The organism is Pseudomonas persica (assembly GCF_900291015.1).
Taxonomy (GTDB): domain Bacteria; phylum Pseudomonadota; class Gammaproteobacteria; order Pseudomonadales; family Pseudomonadaceae; genus Aquipseudomonas.
On sequence record NZ_OLKL01000033.1, the window covers coordinates 167,337 to 181,742 of the forward strand.

Consider the following 14,406-nt stretch of genomic DNA (forward strand, 5'->3'; position numbering starts at 1 on the left):
CCGAAGAAAGTGGATAGATCAGCCTTGCAGGCTGCGACCAAGATAGTCTCCAGCGCGTCACCTGGGAAGCGGGACGTCTTCGAAACCGTAAAACGGTTTTCGCCGGCACCCTCGCGCCCACACTAAAACCCAACCAAGAGGTCTGTATGAACGCCCCCTTCGATCAGCTGTCCACCTGGCTGAAAGAACACCGGATCACCGAAGTCGAATGCGTGATCAGCGACCTGACCGGCATCGCCCGCGGCAAGATCGCGCCCACCGCCAAGTTTCTCCACGAGCGTGGCATGCGCCTGCCCGAGAGCGTGCTGCTGCAGACGGTCACCGGCGACTACGTTGACGATGACATCTACTACAACCTGCTCGATGCCGCCGACATCGACATGGTCTGCCGCCCTGACCCGACTGCGGTGTACCAGATTCCGTGGGCGATCGAGCCGACCGCGATCGTGATCCACGACACCTTCGACAAGCAAGGCAACCCCATCGAACTGTCGCCGCGCAACGTGCTGAAAAAGGTGCTCAAGCTGTATGCCGACAAAGGCTGGCAACCGATCGTGGCACCGGAGATGGAGTTCTACCTGACCCAGCGCTGCGCAGACCCGGACTTGCCACTGCAAGTGCCACTGGGGCGTTCCGGCCGCGCCGAAAGCGGCCGCCAGTCGTTCTCGATCGATGCCGCCAACGAATTCGACCCGCTGTTCGAAGACGTCTACGACTGGTGCGAGATCCAGGGCCTGGACCTGGACACGTTGATTCATGAAGACGGCCCGGCGCAGATGGAGATCAACTTCCGCCATGGCGACGCCCTGGACCTGGCCGACCAGATCACCGTGTTCAAGCGCACCATGCGTGAAGCGGCGCTCAAGCACAACGTGGCCGCCACCTTCATGGCCAAGCCGATCACCGACGAGCCAGGCAGTGCCATGCACCTGCACCAGAGCGTGGTCGACATCGCCACCGGCAAGCCGATCTTCGCCAATGAGGACGGCAGCATGAGCCAGCTGTTCCTGTACCACATCGGCGGGTTGCAGAGGTACATCCCCAAGCTGTTGCCGATGTTTGCGCCCAACGTCAACTCGTTCCGCCGCTTCCTGCCGGACACCTCGGCACCGGTAAACGTCGAGTGGGGTGAAGAAAACCGCACCGCCGGCCTGCGTGTGCCCACCTCCAGCCCCGAGGCGATGCGCGTGGAAAACCGCCTGCCGGGCGCCGATGCCAACCCGTACCTGGCCATCGCCGCCAGCCTGCTGTGCGGCTACCTGGGCATGCTCGAGCGCATCGAGCCCAGCGCACCGGTGCAGGGCCGTGCCTACGAGCGACGCAACCTGCGCCTGCCGATCACCATCGAGGACGCCCTGCAGCACATGGAAGACTGCGAGACCGTGCAGCAGTACCTGGGCAAGCAGTTCGTCCAGGGCTATGTGGCGGTCAAGCGTGCCGAGCATGAGAACTACAAGCGCGTGATCAGCTCGTGGGAGCGCGAATTCCTGATGCTGAGCGTCTGACCTTTTCGCGGTACCTGTGGGAGCGGGTTTACCCGCGAATGCTGTGGTGCATTCAACGACGTATTCGCGGGTAAACCCGCTCCCACAGGGCACGAGCCCCTGCACCGAACTCGAAGAACAAGACCAACGAGGTGTCCCCATGCGTCATCTGCAAGCCCTGATCCCCGCTGCATTCACTCTGCTGTTCGCCACCACGACCCAGGCCACCCCCTCGGTCAGCGTGTACAACTGGACCGACTACATCGGTGACACCACCCTGGCCGACTTCCAGGCCAGCAGCGGGATCAAGGTGGTCTATGACGTGTTCGACTCCAACGAAACCCTGGAAGGCAAGCTGCTGGCCGGGCGCACCGGCTATGACGTGGTGGTGCCATCCAACCACTTCCTTGCGCGCCAGGCCCAGGCCGGTGCCTTCCTGGCGCTGGACCGCAGCAAGCTGCCGAACTGGCAGCATCTGGACCCCAAGCTGCTCAAGCAGCTTGAGCAGAACGACCCCGGCAACCAGTACGCCGTACCCTACCTGTGGGGCACCAACGGCATCGGCTACAACGTCGACAAGGTCAAGGCGGCCCTGGGCGTCGACCATATCGACTCATGGGCGGTGCTGTTCGAACCCGAGAACCTGAAAAAGCTCAAGCAGTGCGGCGTGGCGTTCATGGACTCGCCCGACGAACTGTTCCCGGCCATGCTCAACTACCTGGGCATGGATCCACGCAGCGAACAACCCACCGACTACGCCAAGGCGGAAGCCCGCCTGCTCGAACTGCGCCCCTACATCACCTACTTCCACTCCTCCAAATACGTTTCCGACCTGGCCAATGGCGATGTCTGCGTGGCCTTCGGCTACTCCGGCGACGTGTTCCAGGCGGCCAACCGCGCCGCGGAGGCGAAGAACGGCGTGAAAATCGCCTACAGCATTCCCAAGGAAGGCAGCAACCTGTGGTTCGATCTGCTGGCCATCCCCAAGGATGCCAACAACCCCGAACAGGCCCTGGCGTTCATCAACTACCTGCTCGACCCCAAGGTGATTGCCAAGGTCAGCGCCACGGTCGGATATGCCAACGCCAACCCCGATGCCCAGGCCTACATGGACGCGTCCCTGGTGAACAACCCCGAGATCTACCCACCCCAGGAGGTGCTGGACAAGCTGTACATCTCCAGCACCCCGAGCCCGAAGATCATGCGCGTCATGACCCGCTCCTGGAGCAAGATCAAGTCCAACCGCTGAGTCGAGAACGCCCATGTCTTTCACTACCCAACACACCGCTTCGTACTATGCCGCCACGGCACGCAATGCGGCGCCCTACCCATGCCTGGACGGCGAACTGACCGCCGATGTGTGCGTGGTCGGCGGCGGGCTGACCGGGGTCAATACCGCCCTGGAACTGGCCGAACGCGGGCTCTCGGTGGTGCTGCTGGAAGGCCGGCGCATTGGCTGGGGCGCCAGCGGCCGCAACGGCGGCCAGCTGATTCGCGGCATCGGCCATGACGTCAGTGGCTTTGCCCGGCATGTCGGCCAGGACGGCGTGCATTACCTGAAACAGGCCGGCATCGACTCGGTAGCGCTGGTGGCCAGCCGCATCGCCCAGTACGGCATTGCCTGCGACCTGCGCTGGGGCTTCTGCGAACTGGCCAACACCCCTGCGCAGTTCGCCGCCTTCAAGGACGAACAGGACGACCTGCTTGCACTCGGCTATCGCCCGGAAACCCGCCTGGTCAGTGCCGCCCAGTTGCATGAAATCGTCGCCAGCGACCAGTACGCCGGCGGGCTGGTGGACATGGGCTCGGGCCACCTGCACCCACTCGATCTGGTCCAGGGCGAAGCCCGCGCCGCCCACGGCCTGGGCGTGCGCATCTTCGAGCAGAGCCCGGTGCTGCGCATCGAGCATGGCCCCCGCGTGACCCTGCACACGGCCCGCGGCAAGGTGCGGGCAAGCAGCCTGGTGCTGGGCTGCAATGCCCACCTCGAAGAACTGGAGCCACGCCTGAGCGGCAAGGTGCTGCCGGCCGGCAGCTACGTGGTGGCCACCGAGCCACTGCCCGAAGCACTGGCCAGCAGCCTGATCCCGCAGAACATGGCGCTGTGCGACCAGAAGGTCGGCCTGGACTACTACCGCCTAACGGCAGACCGGCGCCTGCTGTTCGGCGGCGCTTGCCACTATTCTGGCCGCGACCCCAAGGACATCGCCGCCTACATGCAGCCCAAGGTGCTGAAGGTGTTCCCGCAACTGGCCAAGGTGCGTATCGACTACCAGTGGGGCGGCATGATCGGCATCACCGCCAACCGCTTCCCCCAGGTCGGGCGCCTCAGCCAGCAGCCCAATGTGTATTACGCCCAGGGCTATTCCGGGCACGGGTTGAACGTAACGCACTGGACGGCGAAACTGCTGGCCGAAAGCATTGCCCTCGGCCACAGCCGCGGGCTGGATGTGTTCAGCGCGGTGCCACACCTGACCTTCCCGGGCGGCAAGGCATTGCGCTCGCCGCTGCTGGCGCTGGGGATGTTGTGGTATCGATTGCGTGAGGCGCTGGGTTAACAGCTGCAAATTGAACCAGCCTACTGGCCAACTGTCGCCCACCTGCTAGCGTTGTTCTGGCCGACCTATCACGGATGCATCTTCATCATGAAATCATTGCCCCGCATTACCCTGTTGTGCGCCGCACTGCTTGCCGTGGCCGCCTGTTCCAGCAATCGCGTAGACCCCAAGGACTACTCCGGCTTCCTCAAGGACTACAGCCGACTGCAGGAAGCCAAGAGCCCTTCGGGTGACCCGGTGATGCGCTGGATCGACCCCAAGGTCAACGTCAACCAGTACAGCCAGGTGTTCATCGAGCCCAGCCAGTTCTACCCCAAGCCACAGCCGACGCCGGTCATCTCGGCGCAGACGCTGCAGGAAATCACCCGCTACTTCAACGAAGCGCTGCGCCGTGAAATGGGCAGCGTCGTACCGCTGGCCAAGGGCCCCGGCCCGGGCGTGATCGTGGTGCGCCCGGCAATCACTGCAGTGTCCACCAGCAACGAGGGCCTCAAACCCTATGAGGTCATCCCTATTGCGCTGATTTCCGCCGGTGTGAACACCGCCATGGGCGGCCGTGACCAGGACGTGGATGTCGGCGTGGAAGCGGCCTTCCTCGATGGCGCCAGCCAGAAGGTACTGGCCCAGGTGGTACGCAAGGGCGCAGGCCAGGAACTGGAGAACAAAACCACGCAACTGACCCTGAATGACGTCAAGCCGGTGCTGGATGGCTGGGCCAGGGACATGCGTGCGAGCTTCCTTGCAGCGAGGCAGAAAGCCCGCTGATCCCGACCGAACACGGAACCTGTGGGAGCGGCCTTGTGTCGCGAAAGGGCCGCGGAGCGGCCCCGAAATCTCAGCTCAGGCGCATGAAATGGGGGGCTGCTTCGCAGCCCTTTCGCGACACAAGGCCGCTCCCACAAGGTCGCGCTGACCGCTCCGGTGACTCAACATTCGACGAAGGCAACGGCCAGGCCGCCGCGCGAAGTTTCCTTGTAATTGGCATGCATGTCCGCCCCGGTATCGCGCATGGTGCGGATCACCCGGTCGAGCGAGATGAAATGCTCGCCATCCCCGCGCAACGCCATCTGCACGGCGTTGATCGCTTTTACCGCAGCAATCGCATTGCGCTCGATACACGGCACTTGCACCAGACCACCCACCGGGTCGCAGGTCAGGCCAAGGTTGTGCTCCAAAGCAATCTCGGCCGCGTTTTCCAGCTGCGGCGGCGTAGCGCCCAGCACCTGCGCCAGGCCGGCAGCGGCCATCGAGCAGGCTGAGCCCACCTCGCCCTGGCAGCCAACCTCGGCCCCGGAAATTGACGCGTTCTTCTTGCACAGGATGCCGACCGCCGCTGCCGCCAGCAGGAAGTCCACCACATCCGCGTCGCACGCGCCCGGGTTGAACTTCATGTAGTAGTGCAGCACCGCCGGGATGATGCCAGCCGCGCCGTTGGTAGGCGCTGTAACCATGCGCCCGCCGGCGGCGTTCTCTTCATTCACCGCCAGGGCGAACAGGTTGACCCACTCCATGGCACTGAGGGTGGAACCGATCACGTTGGGCTTGCCCAGCTCCTGCAGGCTGCGATGCAGCCGTGCCGCGCGGCGCTTGACGTGCAACCCGCCCGGCAGGATGCCTTCGTTGCGCAAGCCATTGTCGACGCATTCACGCATGGCGCCCCAGATCCGCAGCAGGCCCTCGCGTACCTCGGCCTCCGGGCGCCAGGCGCATTCGTTGGCCATCATCAGTTGCGCCACGCTCAAGCCATGGGCCTTGCACAGGGCCAGCAACTGCGCAGCGCTGTCGAACTCGTACGGCAGCGCCACCGCATTCGTTTCGCCTGGTGGCGCGTCGATCTCGGCTTGCTCGACGATAAAGCCACCGCCCACCGAATAGTAGGTCTGACGCAACAGGCTGCCCTGCCCGTCCATGGCTTCCAGGCTCATGGCATTGGGGTGGTACGGCAGGTTTTCGTCGAGCAGCAGCATGTCGCGACTGTACTCGAACGCCAGCGGGTAGCTGCCATCGAGCATCAGGCAGTGCTCCTGCATCACTTGGCCAATGCGTGACTCGATGGTGGCCGGGTCGATGCGGTCCGGCCACTGCCCCATCAGGCCGAGCAGGCAGGCGCGATCGGTGGCGTGGCCAACCCCGGTGGCCGACAGCGACCCGTATAGCCGCACCTCGACACGGTTTACCCTGGGCAACAGCCCCTGCTCACGCAGGGCCCGGGCAAAGGTAGCCGCCGCCCGCATCGGGCCGACGGTGTGGGAACTGGACGGCCCGATGCCGATTTTGAAAAGGTCGAAAACACTGATAGCCATGCTAATGCCTGACCGTGCCCGGGTATGAAGCCGCAGCACGGTTATCTGGAAAAATTGAGTGATATTGCGAAGTTGCGCGATACTGCCTAGCTGGCTCACGGATGACCAACGAAACTTCCTAAGCAAGGCTTTAGTGGTACTAAACGATGCGACGACAACTCAATGGCCAGATGTTCGTCTGGCTGCATGTGTTCGCCTGTGCGGCCCGGCACTTGTCCTTCACCCGCTGTGCCGAAGAGCTGCACATCACCCCGGGTGCGGTCAGCCAACAGATGCGCCAACTGGAAGAACGCCTGGGCTACCGACTGTTCCTGCGCCGGGCGCGTGGTGTGGAACTGAGCGCCGAAGGCCAACGCCTGGCGCAGACGGTGGCCGAAGCCTACGGCAGCATCGAAGCCGAACTGCTGCGCCTGGACGCCGGTGAAATCCGCGGCACCTTGCGCCTGCGCTCGATCCCCTCGTTCCTGGCCAAATGGCTCACGCCTCGCCTGCCGCGCTTTCAACAACGCTACCCGGACATCGAGCTGCGCCTGGTGGCCGAAGACAGTGCCCAGGCATTGAACTTGGGCGATTTCGACCTGGCCATCGACCTGAACGATGGCAGCTACCCCGGCATGCTCTCGACGCCGCTGCTGGACGAGCAGATCTTCCCCGTGTGCTCCCCCACCTTGCTGCGCGGACGCCCGCCGCTACACGGGCCGGCGGACCTGGCGCACTACCCGCTGCTGCACGACATCACGGCCTGGCGTGGCAGTTCGGAATATGCCGAATGGGAGTTCTACCTGGAGGGCATCGGCGCCGCCGGCCTGGATGTACGGCGCGGACACACCTTCAACCGCAACCACCTGACCATCGAGGCGGCGATTGCCGGCATTGGCGTGGCGATTGCTCGGCGCACGCTGCTCAACGACGAACTGGAGCGCGGTGCGCTGATCGTGCCGTTTGGCGTACCGATCGCCAATCACAAACGCTATGTGGTGCATTACCCGCCGGGTGGGCTGAGCCAGCCTGGTGCGCGAGCGGTGCATGACTGGCTGGTGGAGGAAGCGCGGGGGTTCAGGGAGACCTATCTCAAGTTTTGAGGTGGAGCGTGAATCGAGCGCCGCGCGGGCGGCGCGATCTCCCGGGCGACGCCTCTCCATCGCCGGACCCTCAAAGCCACACCGCATGGCATAAGGTCGCGGGATGGCCCCGGGGTGCCTGGCGTAGGTTATGTGGCGGTGCCTAAATCGCGCGCCGCACAGGCGGCGCTCGATCGCAAAGCCAGTGCAATTGTCGCCCCCACCCGCCCCCCGCAGCAACTCGGCTCAATAGGCCTGCTTGCCGGTAAAAGCACTAAGCGTACGCAGCAGAATCACGAAATCCAGCCACAGCGACCAGTTGTTGATGTACTCGATGTCCGAGTCCACCCGCTGGATCATCTGCTCGATATCCTTGGTCTCGCCCCTGAACCCGCGCACTTGCGCCAGGCCGGTCATGCCAGGCTTGATATTGTGGCGGGCAAAGTAGTCGACGATGTCCTGCGAATACAACGTGTCATGTTGCAACGCATGCGGCCGCGGCCCGACCAGTGACATCTCCCCGCTCAGCACATTGAACAACTGCGGCAGTTCATCCAGGCTGGTGCGGCGGATAAAGGCGCCGACCCGGGTCAGCCGCGGGTCGTTCTTCTGCGCCTGCTTGACCACGCCCTCTTCCGGCTGGTGGACATGCATGCTCCTGAACTTCCAGATGCGGAACGCTTCCCCGGTCCAGCCAGTGCGTTCCTGGCGGAAGAACACCGGGCCGCGGCTATCGAGCTTGATGGCCAGCGCAACGGCCAGCAATACCGGCGATGCAAACAGCAGGATCAATGCCGCCAATACCCTGTCCTCGAGGTTCTTCAGGAACAGGCTCATGCCCGTCAGCGGTGTTTCCGACAAGGTCAGCACAGGAATACCGGCGATTTCCCGCACGCTGTGGTTGATCAGGCGCAACGAGAAGATATCCGGCACCCAGTTCACCGCGATGCATTTGTCGAGCAACTTGAAATACACATCGTTGATGACCTCGGAACCGCCCAGTGGGGTCACCAGGTACACCGTGCGGATGCCGTAGCGGGCCAGGATATCGTCGAGCTCGGCAATATGCCCGAGCACCGGCAGGCGCTGTTTGCCTTCGGCGCTTTCGCGCACCGCCTCTTCGGCCTTGGCGATCAGCACGCAACCCAGCACACGCTCGCCGAACCAGGGGTTGTTGCTGATTTTCTGATACAGGAAGTTGGCCAAGTCACCGGCGCCTATGATCAGGGCGTTGTCCAGGCGTGCATGTGCAGTAAAGCGTTTTTGCAATTCACGCACGGCAAAGTGCAGGAACAACTGGGCGATGTAGCCAATGATGAACAACTGCACGACCAACAAGCGCGAATAGGTTTCGCTCTGCTTGGTCAGGAAAGCCATGACCACCAGGAAGCAAAAGGTTGCCGACCAGGCCTTGAACAGCCGGAAAGCCTTGATGGAAAGCCCGACATTGGTACGGTAGATCGCATAATGATCGTAGATCACTGCCAGTGCGCCAACCAGCAACAGCAGCATGATCACGTAATCGGAAGTGATGTAGCCAAACTGCTCGTAGATCAGGTACCAGGCAATACCGGTGACTGCAATTCCATCGAGGCCGGCCTGAATGGCGTTACTTACGCTGCTTCTTCTCTGCAGTAAGGAACGACTGCTTCTGGGTTCGAGAACCATTTCAGACCTCATCAATTTGCGCGTAGCAAGTGCCTTCCATCAAACAGCAAGTCTTGACAACGGCTCATGCAAAGCCAGTGAAACAGCATCGTGCAGCCTCAAGCCATTGATCTCACTGTAGCAGCCACCCGCCATCAGCGTGCCCGGAATCATCGCGCGCGCGGATATCGGCCGACTCATACCGTGCGCCTGGCTGCCCCCCGGCCCCGGCGGTACAGCAGGGTGCGCAGCAGGAACAACGGGTTGCCCACTACATAGCGCATGAACAAGCGCTTCGGTTCGCGCAACAGCCGGTACAGCCACTCCCCGCCCAACCGCCGCAGCCACTCGGGCGCCCGGCTGACCTTGCCGCCGAGAAAGTCCAGGATCGCGCCACCGCACACGATCAGGCACGGCCCGCCAGTGGCCGCCAGCCTTGCCGCCACAGCCTCCTGCCTGGGCATGCCCATGCCCAGCACGATCAGCTCCGGTTGCTGCTCCCTGGCCAGTTGCAGGTAGGTATCGACGCTGGCAAAACCATCGTGAACCGACACCGGCACCACGCCGAACATGGCTGCGCTGCGCTGCACGGCCTGGTCCAGGTAAGGTTGCCGGGTGCCCCAGAACGCCACCCGCCGCCCGCGGTAGGCGGCCAGGAGCCGAGGAATGAAGTCGGTACCATTCATGTTGAGCCCAGGTTCAAGCCCCAGCCGGCGATAGAGAATCGCCATGCCGGAGCCGTCGCGCAGTAATACGTCGGCCGCCGACAATGCCTGGTGGTACGCGCCATCGCGTACCACCAGGTTCATTGCGTGGGCATTGACGAAGCCCAGCACGGTCGCGGTTTGCGGGGCGCTCAGCTTGTCGAGCAGGCGCTGCGCAGCAGCGCCATCAGCCACCACTTCGAGCTTGCCGACAAGGGTGTTCCAGCGTTTCTGCCACTCAGCCATCAGTCTTCATCCCGTTTCGAACGTACCCATTCAACCTGGCGCTTGATCAGGAACCCCAGATACACGGGGACCTTCCTTGCAGCGTAAAACGGCGCGTACAGCAGCACGGAAAACGGGATCAGTTCGCGACAGAAGCGCGCCCAGGCCAGCACGATGGCAAGGCCCAGCAATACCAACGCAACAAGGGCGATCCACGCAGGTGCCGCCAGGCCGAACAGCAGGTACACCAGCCAGGCCAACAGGTTGAGCCCGAGCAGGGCCAGTACCAGCAACGCCAGGGGGGGCACCAGCAGGTCCAGGGTCATGGCCAGCAAGCTGCTGTTACGCTGGATGATTGCGGCCAGCGCACGCCTGGGCGCATCGGCCAGTATCAAGCCCAGGTGCCCATGCTCCCAGCGTGTGCGCTGGCTAGCCAGGCCTTGCTGGCTGGCAGGGAACTGGCTGCTGACCACGGCCTCGGGGCAGAACACTGGCGGCTTGCCCTGCTGGCACAGGTCCAGGCCCAGTTTCACATCCTCCGCCAGGTGCCCATTGGCCAGGTCGATCAAGGCCAGGTCACACCAGCCGAACGCCATGCCCGCCCCCATCAACTGGCAAGGCAGGCCCAGCCGTGCCCAGCCACGCGGGCGCACCAGGTTCTTGACCCGCCAGGCGAATTCGGCAACCTGCACTTTCAGCCCTGCCCCTGCCGGTGCGCGCATCAGGTACAGCGCCTGCACCGGGCGAGCGACCTCGCGGCAGCGCCGCGCCAGGCGCTCGATTGCCCCCTCGCCCACCTGGCAATCGGCATCCACCACGATTACCACCTCGGGTGGCTGCCCGGCCAGGTGGCGCACGCCAAAGTCCAGGGCGTAGCCCTTGCCGCGCAACCGCGCGTCGTGACGCTCCACCACTTCGGCACCGGCCTCGCGCGCCAGTTGCGCAGTGCCGTCAGTGCAGTTGTCCGCCACCACCAGCAAGCGGTCGCCAGGCCGCAACTGCGGGGTAATGCTCGCCAGCGTGGCACGAATGATCGAAGCCTCGTCATGGGCTGGCACCAGCACTGCCACCTGCGGACGAGTATTGTTGACCAACGGCTGCACGCGCGCCGGCAGGCAGGCCATCAGCACCTGCACCAACAGCAGCAGCACCGGCAACAGGACGATGACTGCCAGCATGCCCAGTAACCAAGCCAATACGCTCATCATGCGGATGCCTTGAAATAGCCGGCCAGCCTGGCCGCCTCGGTATCGATGTCATGCCGTTGCAGCACACGTTGGCGGGCCGCCTCGCCCATGTGCTGCAGCACTTCGGCAGGTTGCGCCAGGCAGTCGGCCATGGCCTGCGCCAGCTCGTCCACGGCGCCGGCGGGGAACAACCAGCCATTCTCGCCCGGCCGCACCAGCTCGGGAATGCCTGCCACATAGGTGGTCAGCACTGGCCGGCGCAAGGCCATGGCCTCCATGATCACCACCGGCAAACCCTCGGCAAAACTGGGCAGCACCAGCGCGCGGGCGGCAAGGATTTCCTCGCGCACCTGTGCGCTGCTGATCCAGCCGGTGATGCGCACCTGCTGCTGCAAGCCATGCCGTGCAATCAACGCCTCGATCTGCCCACGCATTTCACCGTCGCCGGCCAGCACCAGCTCGAAGGCGATCGACCGGGCGGCCAGTAGCCGCGCAGCCTCGAGCAACAGCAGTTGGCCTTTCTGTTCACACAGGCGGCCGACGCACACCAGGCGCGGCGCCGTGGGCAGGCTGACCGGCGCCACCTCATGGAAACTGCGCTCGAGGCCGCAATGCACCACCTTCACCTTGGCCCACTGGTCGTATGCCACCCAGCGAAACAACTGGCTGCGCCCGTACGAACTGACCGCCGCGACAAAAGCGGCACGCCGCACCTTTTCGCCCATGTGCAGGAACTGCGGCTTGTCGAACTCTTCCGGCCCGTGCACGGTAAAGCTGTAGGCTGGCCCGCCCAGCACATTGGCCAGCATCGCCACCTCGGTGGAATTGGTGCCGAAATGCGCGTGCACATGTTTTGCCTCGCCTGCCTGCAACCACTGCAGTACCTGGCAGGCCTCGGCCAGGTAGATCAGGTGGTAGGGCCAGGCGCGGTCGGCCCGCAGGCCAAGGCGCAAGGCCAGCCACAGCGCCTGGAAGAACCGGCGCGGCTGTGCGCGCAGTACCTGCAAGGTCGGTATCAGCAAGCCTTTGATGCCACTTCGCAGCACGTAGCGGGTCTTGTCCCGCTCGCTCGCATCCTCGGCGTCCTGCAACTCGGCGTCCCAGCCGCGCAGGGCAATACGCTGCACCTCTATCCCCTGGCGTTCCAGCGCCAGGATCTCGCGGCGGATGAAACTGTGGCTGACCTTCGGATACTGGTTTATGAAATAGGCAATGCGCATAGGAATCCAGATCAAGACCCGCGTAATGAACCTTCAGACCTGCCGTGGCGGCGCCCCGCCGATACCACCTCGTCAGGTGCGTCCCCCTGTTTCCCTTGTAGTCCAAGGTTGTGACCGCTGCCTGGCAACGCGGCCTGCAAGCGGGTGAAAACATCGTCGAGCAACACCTGGCGGCGGCGATACATCGCCCGTTTCTTCGCCGGGATGTCCTGTTCTGCCCGCTGTACCGCAGCCAGCGGAAGGGCGAAGAAGTCCGCATGGTGCGACGTGGTAGCGCCGTGCTCCAGCCAGATCACGTCATAGTTGGCCGCCAGGTCCTGGCCTTTGTCGGTGCCAAAATACGCGTGCCGATGATGGCGGCAGGCATCACTGACGGCATACAGGTGCGCCACGCCCAGGGTCCTGGCCAGGCATTTCAACCCCTCGAGCAGCAGGCTGCGGGGGCGCAACCCCTCGAAGTCCTTGGTCAGGTCGCGGTAGATGGCCAGCGAGGTTTCGCTGTCGATGCCCTTGTGGATGCCCTGCACGGCCCCGATGAACAGGCACAGCTCGCCTTGGCTGCGGCACAGGCTGAACGCCAGGGAAGCTACGCGCAGGTCGCTTTGGAACAGGTTCAATACCAACTCGCCTTCACGCTTGAACCAGATCGGCCGGTCCAGGACCAGGCGACAGCCCGGCGAATGGCTGGACAGCTCGCACAGCGCCAGGCTTTCGTCCCGCCCCAGCAGCAACAACGCCGGGAACTGCCCGGCCAGCACTTCGAAGTGCGAAGCCACCACCTCCAGGCGCTGCGGGGCTTCCCAGCATTTGCTGAGGTAAGGCCACTGCACGACACCGATGCAGTCCACGCCCAGCCGCTGCAGACCTTGCTGGCCCAGCGCCGCCGTCATGCGCTGCAGGAACGCATTCAGTTCAGGCCATTGCCTGGCGATCTGCAGCGTCAATTTGTACTTGTTGTGCAGCGCCCGCAACGAGTAGCCCGGTTGCAAGGTAAACACGCTTTTCACGATCGTGCCGAGCATCATTGGGCCTCTCTCACTTGTACTCGATCAGCGCCGATTTGCCGGCCGCGATGCGGTGGCGCAAGAACTTCAGTTGCCCGAGCATTTCCGGGAACTTGCCCAACACCAGAAACACCGCCTGAAGCCAGTTCTCCCGCACCGATTTGCCACCACGGCGGGCCAGGCGTACGGCCTGCAGCGGGTAGACCAACAGCAACAACAGGCCCCAGCCGCCCAGCAGCAGGCAGGCCAGTACGATCACCACGGGTATGCCCAGGCCCCACAGCCAGGCCCGGCGCGACTCGCGCAGCCAGTGCCGCTCCGGCGGCTGACCATGCAGGTAAGCGCCCTCGGCATAGGCATGGCCAGCACGCAGGCTACGCCGCCACCATTGGCTGAAACGGGTCATGGCGGCGTCGTGCAGCGTCATCTCGGCGTCCAGGCGCCAGACCTTCCAGCCCTTTGCCCGCAAGCGCACGCACAGTTCAGGCTCTTCTCCGGCGATCAGCTCGGGGCGGAAGCCGCCGACGGCGGCGAAGGCATCTGCTCGCATCAGGGCATCGCCACCACACGCCTTGGCCTCGCCGATGGGGGTGTCCCACTCCAGATCGCACAACAGGTTGTACACCGAGTGCTGGGGGAAGCGCTCGCGTCGGCGGCCACATACCACTGCCACTTCGGGACGGTCGTCGAGAAATGCCTGCGCCACGGCCAGCCAGCCAGCATCCACCTCGCAATCGCCGTCGACGAACTGCACCAGGGGCATCGACGGCAGCAACCGCCGCAAAGCGGCAAAGCCTTCGTTGCGCGCACGCGCGGCGGTGAACGGGGTGCCCATGTCCAGTGCCAGTACCTCCACCCCCAGGCTGCGGGCCAGGTGCGGTGAACCATCGGTGGAGCCCGAGTCGACATACATGACCTTGTCCGCCCCCTGCAACAGCGAACGCAGGCAACGCTCCAGGCGCTGGCCTTCGTTGCGGCCAATCACCACCACACCGATCCCGTTCGCCATGGGC

At 63.9% G+C, this 14,406-nt stretch carries 12 protein-coding genes; 5 read left to right on the forward strand and 7 right to left on the reverse strand.

Translation table 11 applies throughout. From position 1 onward, the window contains the following. The first annotated feature begins 146 nt into the window (after positions 1-146). The 4 genes from FQ664_RS16335 (at position 147) to FQ664_RS16350 (ending at position 4,807) form a co-directional block, all read left to right on the forward strand. Entirely contained in the window at positions 147-1,505 is a 1,359-nt protein-coding gene (locus FQ664_RS16335; protein WP_144173303.1) for a glutamine synthetase family protein, read from the forward strand. A 139-nt stretch (positions 1,506-1,644) separates the two neighbouring features. Continuing rightward, on the forward strand, positions 1,645-2,733 hold the full coding sequence (locus FQ664_RS16340; RefSeq protein ID WP_144173305.1) for a polyamine ABC transporter substrate-binding protein: 1,089 nt from the start codon (positions 1,645-1,647) through the stop codon (positions 2,731-2,733). A 13-nt stretch (positions 2,734-2,746) separates the two neighbouring features. Further along, positions 2,747-4,042, forward strand: a complete 1,296-nt coding sequence (locus FQ664_RS16345; protein WP_144173306.1) for an NAD(P)/FAD-dependent oxidoreductase — start codon at positions 2,747-2,749, stop codon at positions 4,040-4,042. Positions 4,043-4,129: 87 nt separating this feature from the next. After that, positions 4,130-4,807: a DUF3313 domain-containing protein gene (locus FQ664_RS16350; RefSeq protein WP_144173307.1), complete on the forward strand. Its 678-nt coding sequence runs from the start codon at positions 4,130-4,132 to the stop codon at positions 4,805-4,807. A gap of 161 nt (positions 4,808-4,968) precedes the next feature. On the opposite strand, the gene FQ664_RS16355 is transcribed toward FQ664_RS16350, so the two are convergent. Next, positions 4,969-6,345, reverse strand: a complete 1,377-nt coding sequence (locus tag FQ664_RS16355; RefSeq protein ID WP_144173308.1) for an L-serine ammonia-lyase — start codon at positions 6,343-6,345, stop codon at positions 4,969-4,971. Positions 6,346-6,491: 146 nt separating this feature from the next. Here FQ664_RS16355 and FQ664_RS16360 point away from each other — a divergent pair, with 146 nt between their 5' ends. Continuing rightward, positions 6,492-7,427 carry a LysR substrate-binding domain-containing protein gene (locus tag FQ664_RS16360; RefSeq protein WP_144173309.1) on the forward strand — a complete coding sequence of 312 codons (936 nt, stop codon included), beginning with the start codon at positions 6,492-6,494 and terminating at the stop codon, positions 7,425-7,427. A 225-nt stretch (positions 7,428-7,652) separates the two neighbouring features. Here the strand turns inward: FQ664_RS16360 and FQ664_RS16365 are convergent, their stop codons facing one another. The 6 genes from FQ664_RS16365 to FQ664_RS16390 all read right to left on the reverse strand — a co-directional run bounded on the left by FQ664_RS16365 (position 7,653) and on the right by FQ664_RS16390 (position 14,402). Beyond that, positions 7,653-9,074, reverse strand: a complete 1,422-nt coding sequence (locus tag FQ664_RS16365; protein ID WP_144173310.1) for an undecaprenyl-phosphate glucose phosphotransferase — start codon at positions 9,072-9,074, stop codon at positions 7,653-7,655. 176 nt (positions 9,075-9,250) lie between these two features. Beyond that, the gene (locus FQ664_RS16370; RefSeq protein WP_144173311.1) at positions 9,251-10,003 is read right to left on the reverse strand and encodes a WecB/TagA/CpsF family glycosyltransferase; all 753 of its coding nucleotides are present in this window, start codon (positions 10,001-10,003) and stop codon (positions 9,251-9,253) included. After that, positions 10,003-11,190, reverse strand: coding sequence for a glycosyltransferase family 2 protein (locus tag FQ664_RS16375; RefSeq protein ID WP_144173313.1), 1,188 nt, complete (start codon positions 11,188-11,190; stop codon positions 10,003-10,005). The genes FQ664_RS16370 and FQ664_RS16375 overlap by 1 nt, the downstream gene beginning before the upstream one ends. Then, positions 11,187-12,389 (reverse strand): glycosyltransferase, encoded by a 1,203-nt coding sequence (locus tag FQ664_RS16380; protein WP_144173314.1) that lies wholly within the window; start codon positions 12,387-12,389, stop codon positions 11,187-11,189. Before FQ664_RS16380 ends, FQ664_RS16375 begins: the two co-directional genes overlap by 4 nt. Positions 12,390-12,400: 11 nt before the next feature. Beyond that, entirely contained in the window at positions 12,401-13,414 is a 1,014-nt protein-coding gene (locus tag FQ664_RS16385) for a VirK/YbjX family protein (protein ID WP_144173315.1), read from the reverse strand. A gap of 10 nt (positions 13,415-13,424) precedes the next feature. Next, positions 13,425-14,402 carry a glycosyltransferase family 2 protein gene (locus tag FQ664_RS16390; protein WP_144173317.1) on the reverse strand — a complete coding sequence of 326 codons (978 nt, stop codon included), beginning with the start codon at positions 14,400-14,402 and terminating at the stop codon, positions 13,425-13,427. Positions 14,403-14,406 lie beyond the last annotated feature (4 nt).

What these genes read in the sequence shown, in the direction of transcription:
- FQ664_RS16360 (WP_144173309.1), top strand. Translation starts at nt 6,492, where the DNA reads ATGCGACGACAACTCAATGGCCAGATGTTCGTCTGGCTGCATGTGTTC.
- FQ664_RS16365 (WP_144173310.1), bottom strand. Translation starts at nt 9,074, where the DNA reads ATGGTTCTCGAACCCAGAAGCAGTCGTTCCTTACTGCAGAGAAGAAGC.
- FQ664_RS16355 (WP_144173308.1), bottom strand. Translation starts at nt 6,345, where the DNA reads ATGGCTATCAGTGTTTTCGACCTTTTCAAAATCGGCATCGGGCCGTCC.
- FQ664_RS16340 (WP_144173305.1), top strand. Translation starts at nt 1,645, where the DNA reads ATGCGTCATCTGCAAGCCCTGATCCCCGCTGCATTCACTCTGCTGTTC.
- FQ664_RS16345 (WP_144173306.1), top strand. Translation starts at nt 2,747, where the DNA reads ATGTCTTTCACTACCCAACACACCGCTTCGTACTATGCCGCCACGGCA.
- FQ664_RS16380 (WP_144173314.1), bottom strand. Translation starts at nt 12,389, where the DNA reads ATGCGCATTGCCTATTTCATAAACCAGTATCCGAAGGTCAGCCACAGT.
- FQ664_RS16375 (WP_144173313.1), bottom strand. Translation starts at nt 11,190, where the DNA reads ATGATGAGCGTATTGGCTTGGTTACTGGGCATGCTGGCAGTCATCGTC.
- FQ664_RS16385 (WP_144173315.1), bottom strand. Translation starts at nt 13,414, where the DNA reads ATGATGCTCGGCACGATCGTGAAAAGCGTGTTTACCTTGCAACCGGGC.
- FQ664_RS16370 (WP_144173311.1), bottom strand. Translation starts at nt 10,003, where the DNA reads ATGGCTGAGTGGCAGAAACGCTGGAACACCCTTGTCGGCAAGCTCGAA.
- FQ664_RS16335 (WP_144173303.1), top strand. Translation starts at nt 147, where the DNA reads ATGAACGCCCCCTTCGATCAGCTGTCCACCTGGCTGAAAGAACACCGG.
- FQ664_RS16350 (WP_144173307.1), top strand. Translation starts at nt 4,130, where the DNA reads ATGAAATCATTGCCCCGCATTACCCTGTTGTGCGCCGCACTGCTTGCC.
- FQ664_RS16390 (WP_144173317.1), bottom strand. Translation starts at nt 14,402, where the DNA reads ATGGCGAACGGGATCGGTGTGGTGGTGATTGGCCGCAACGAAGGCCAG.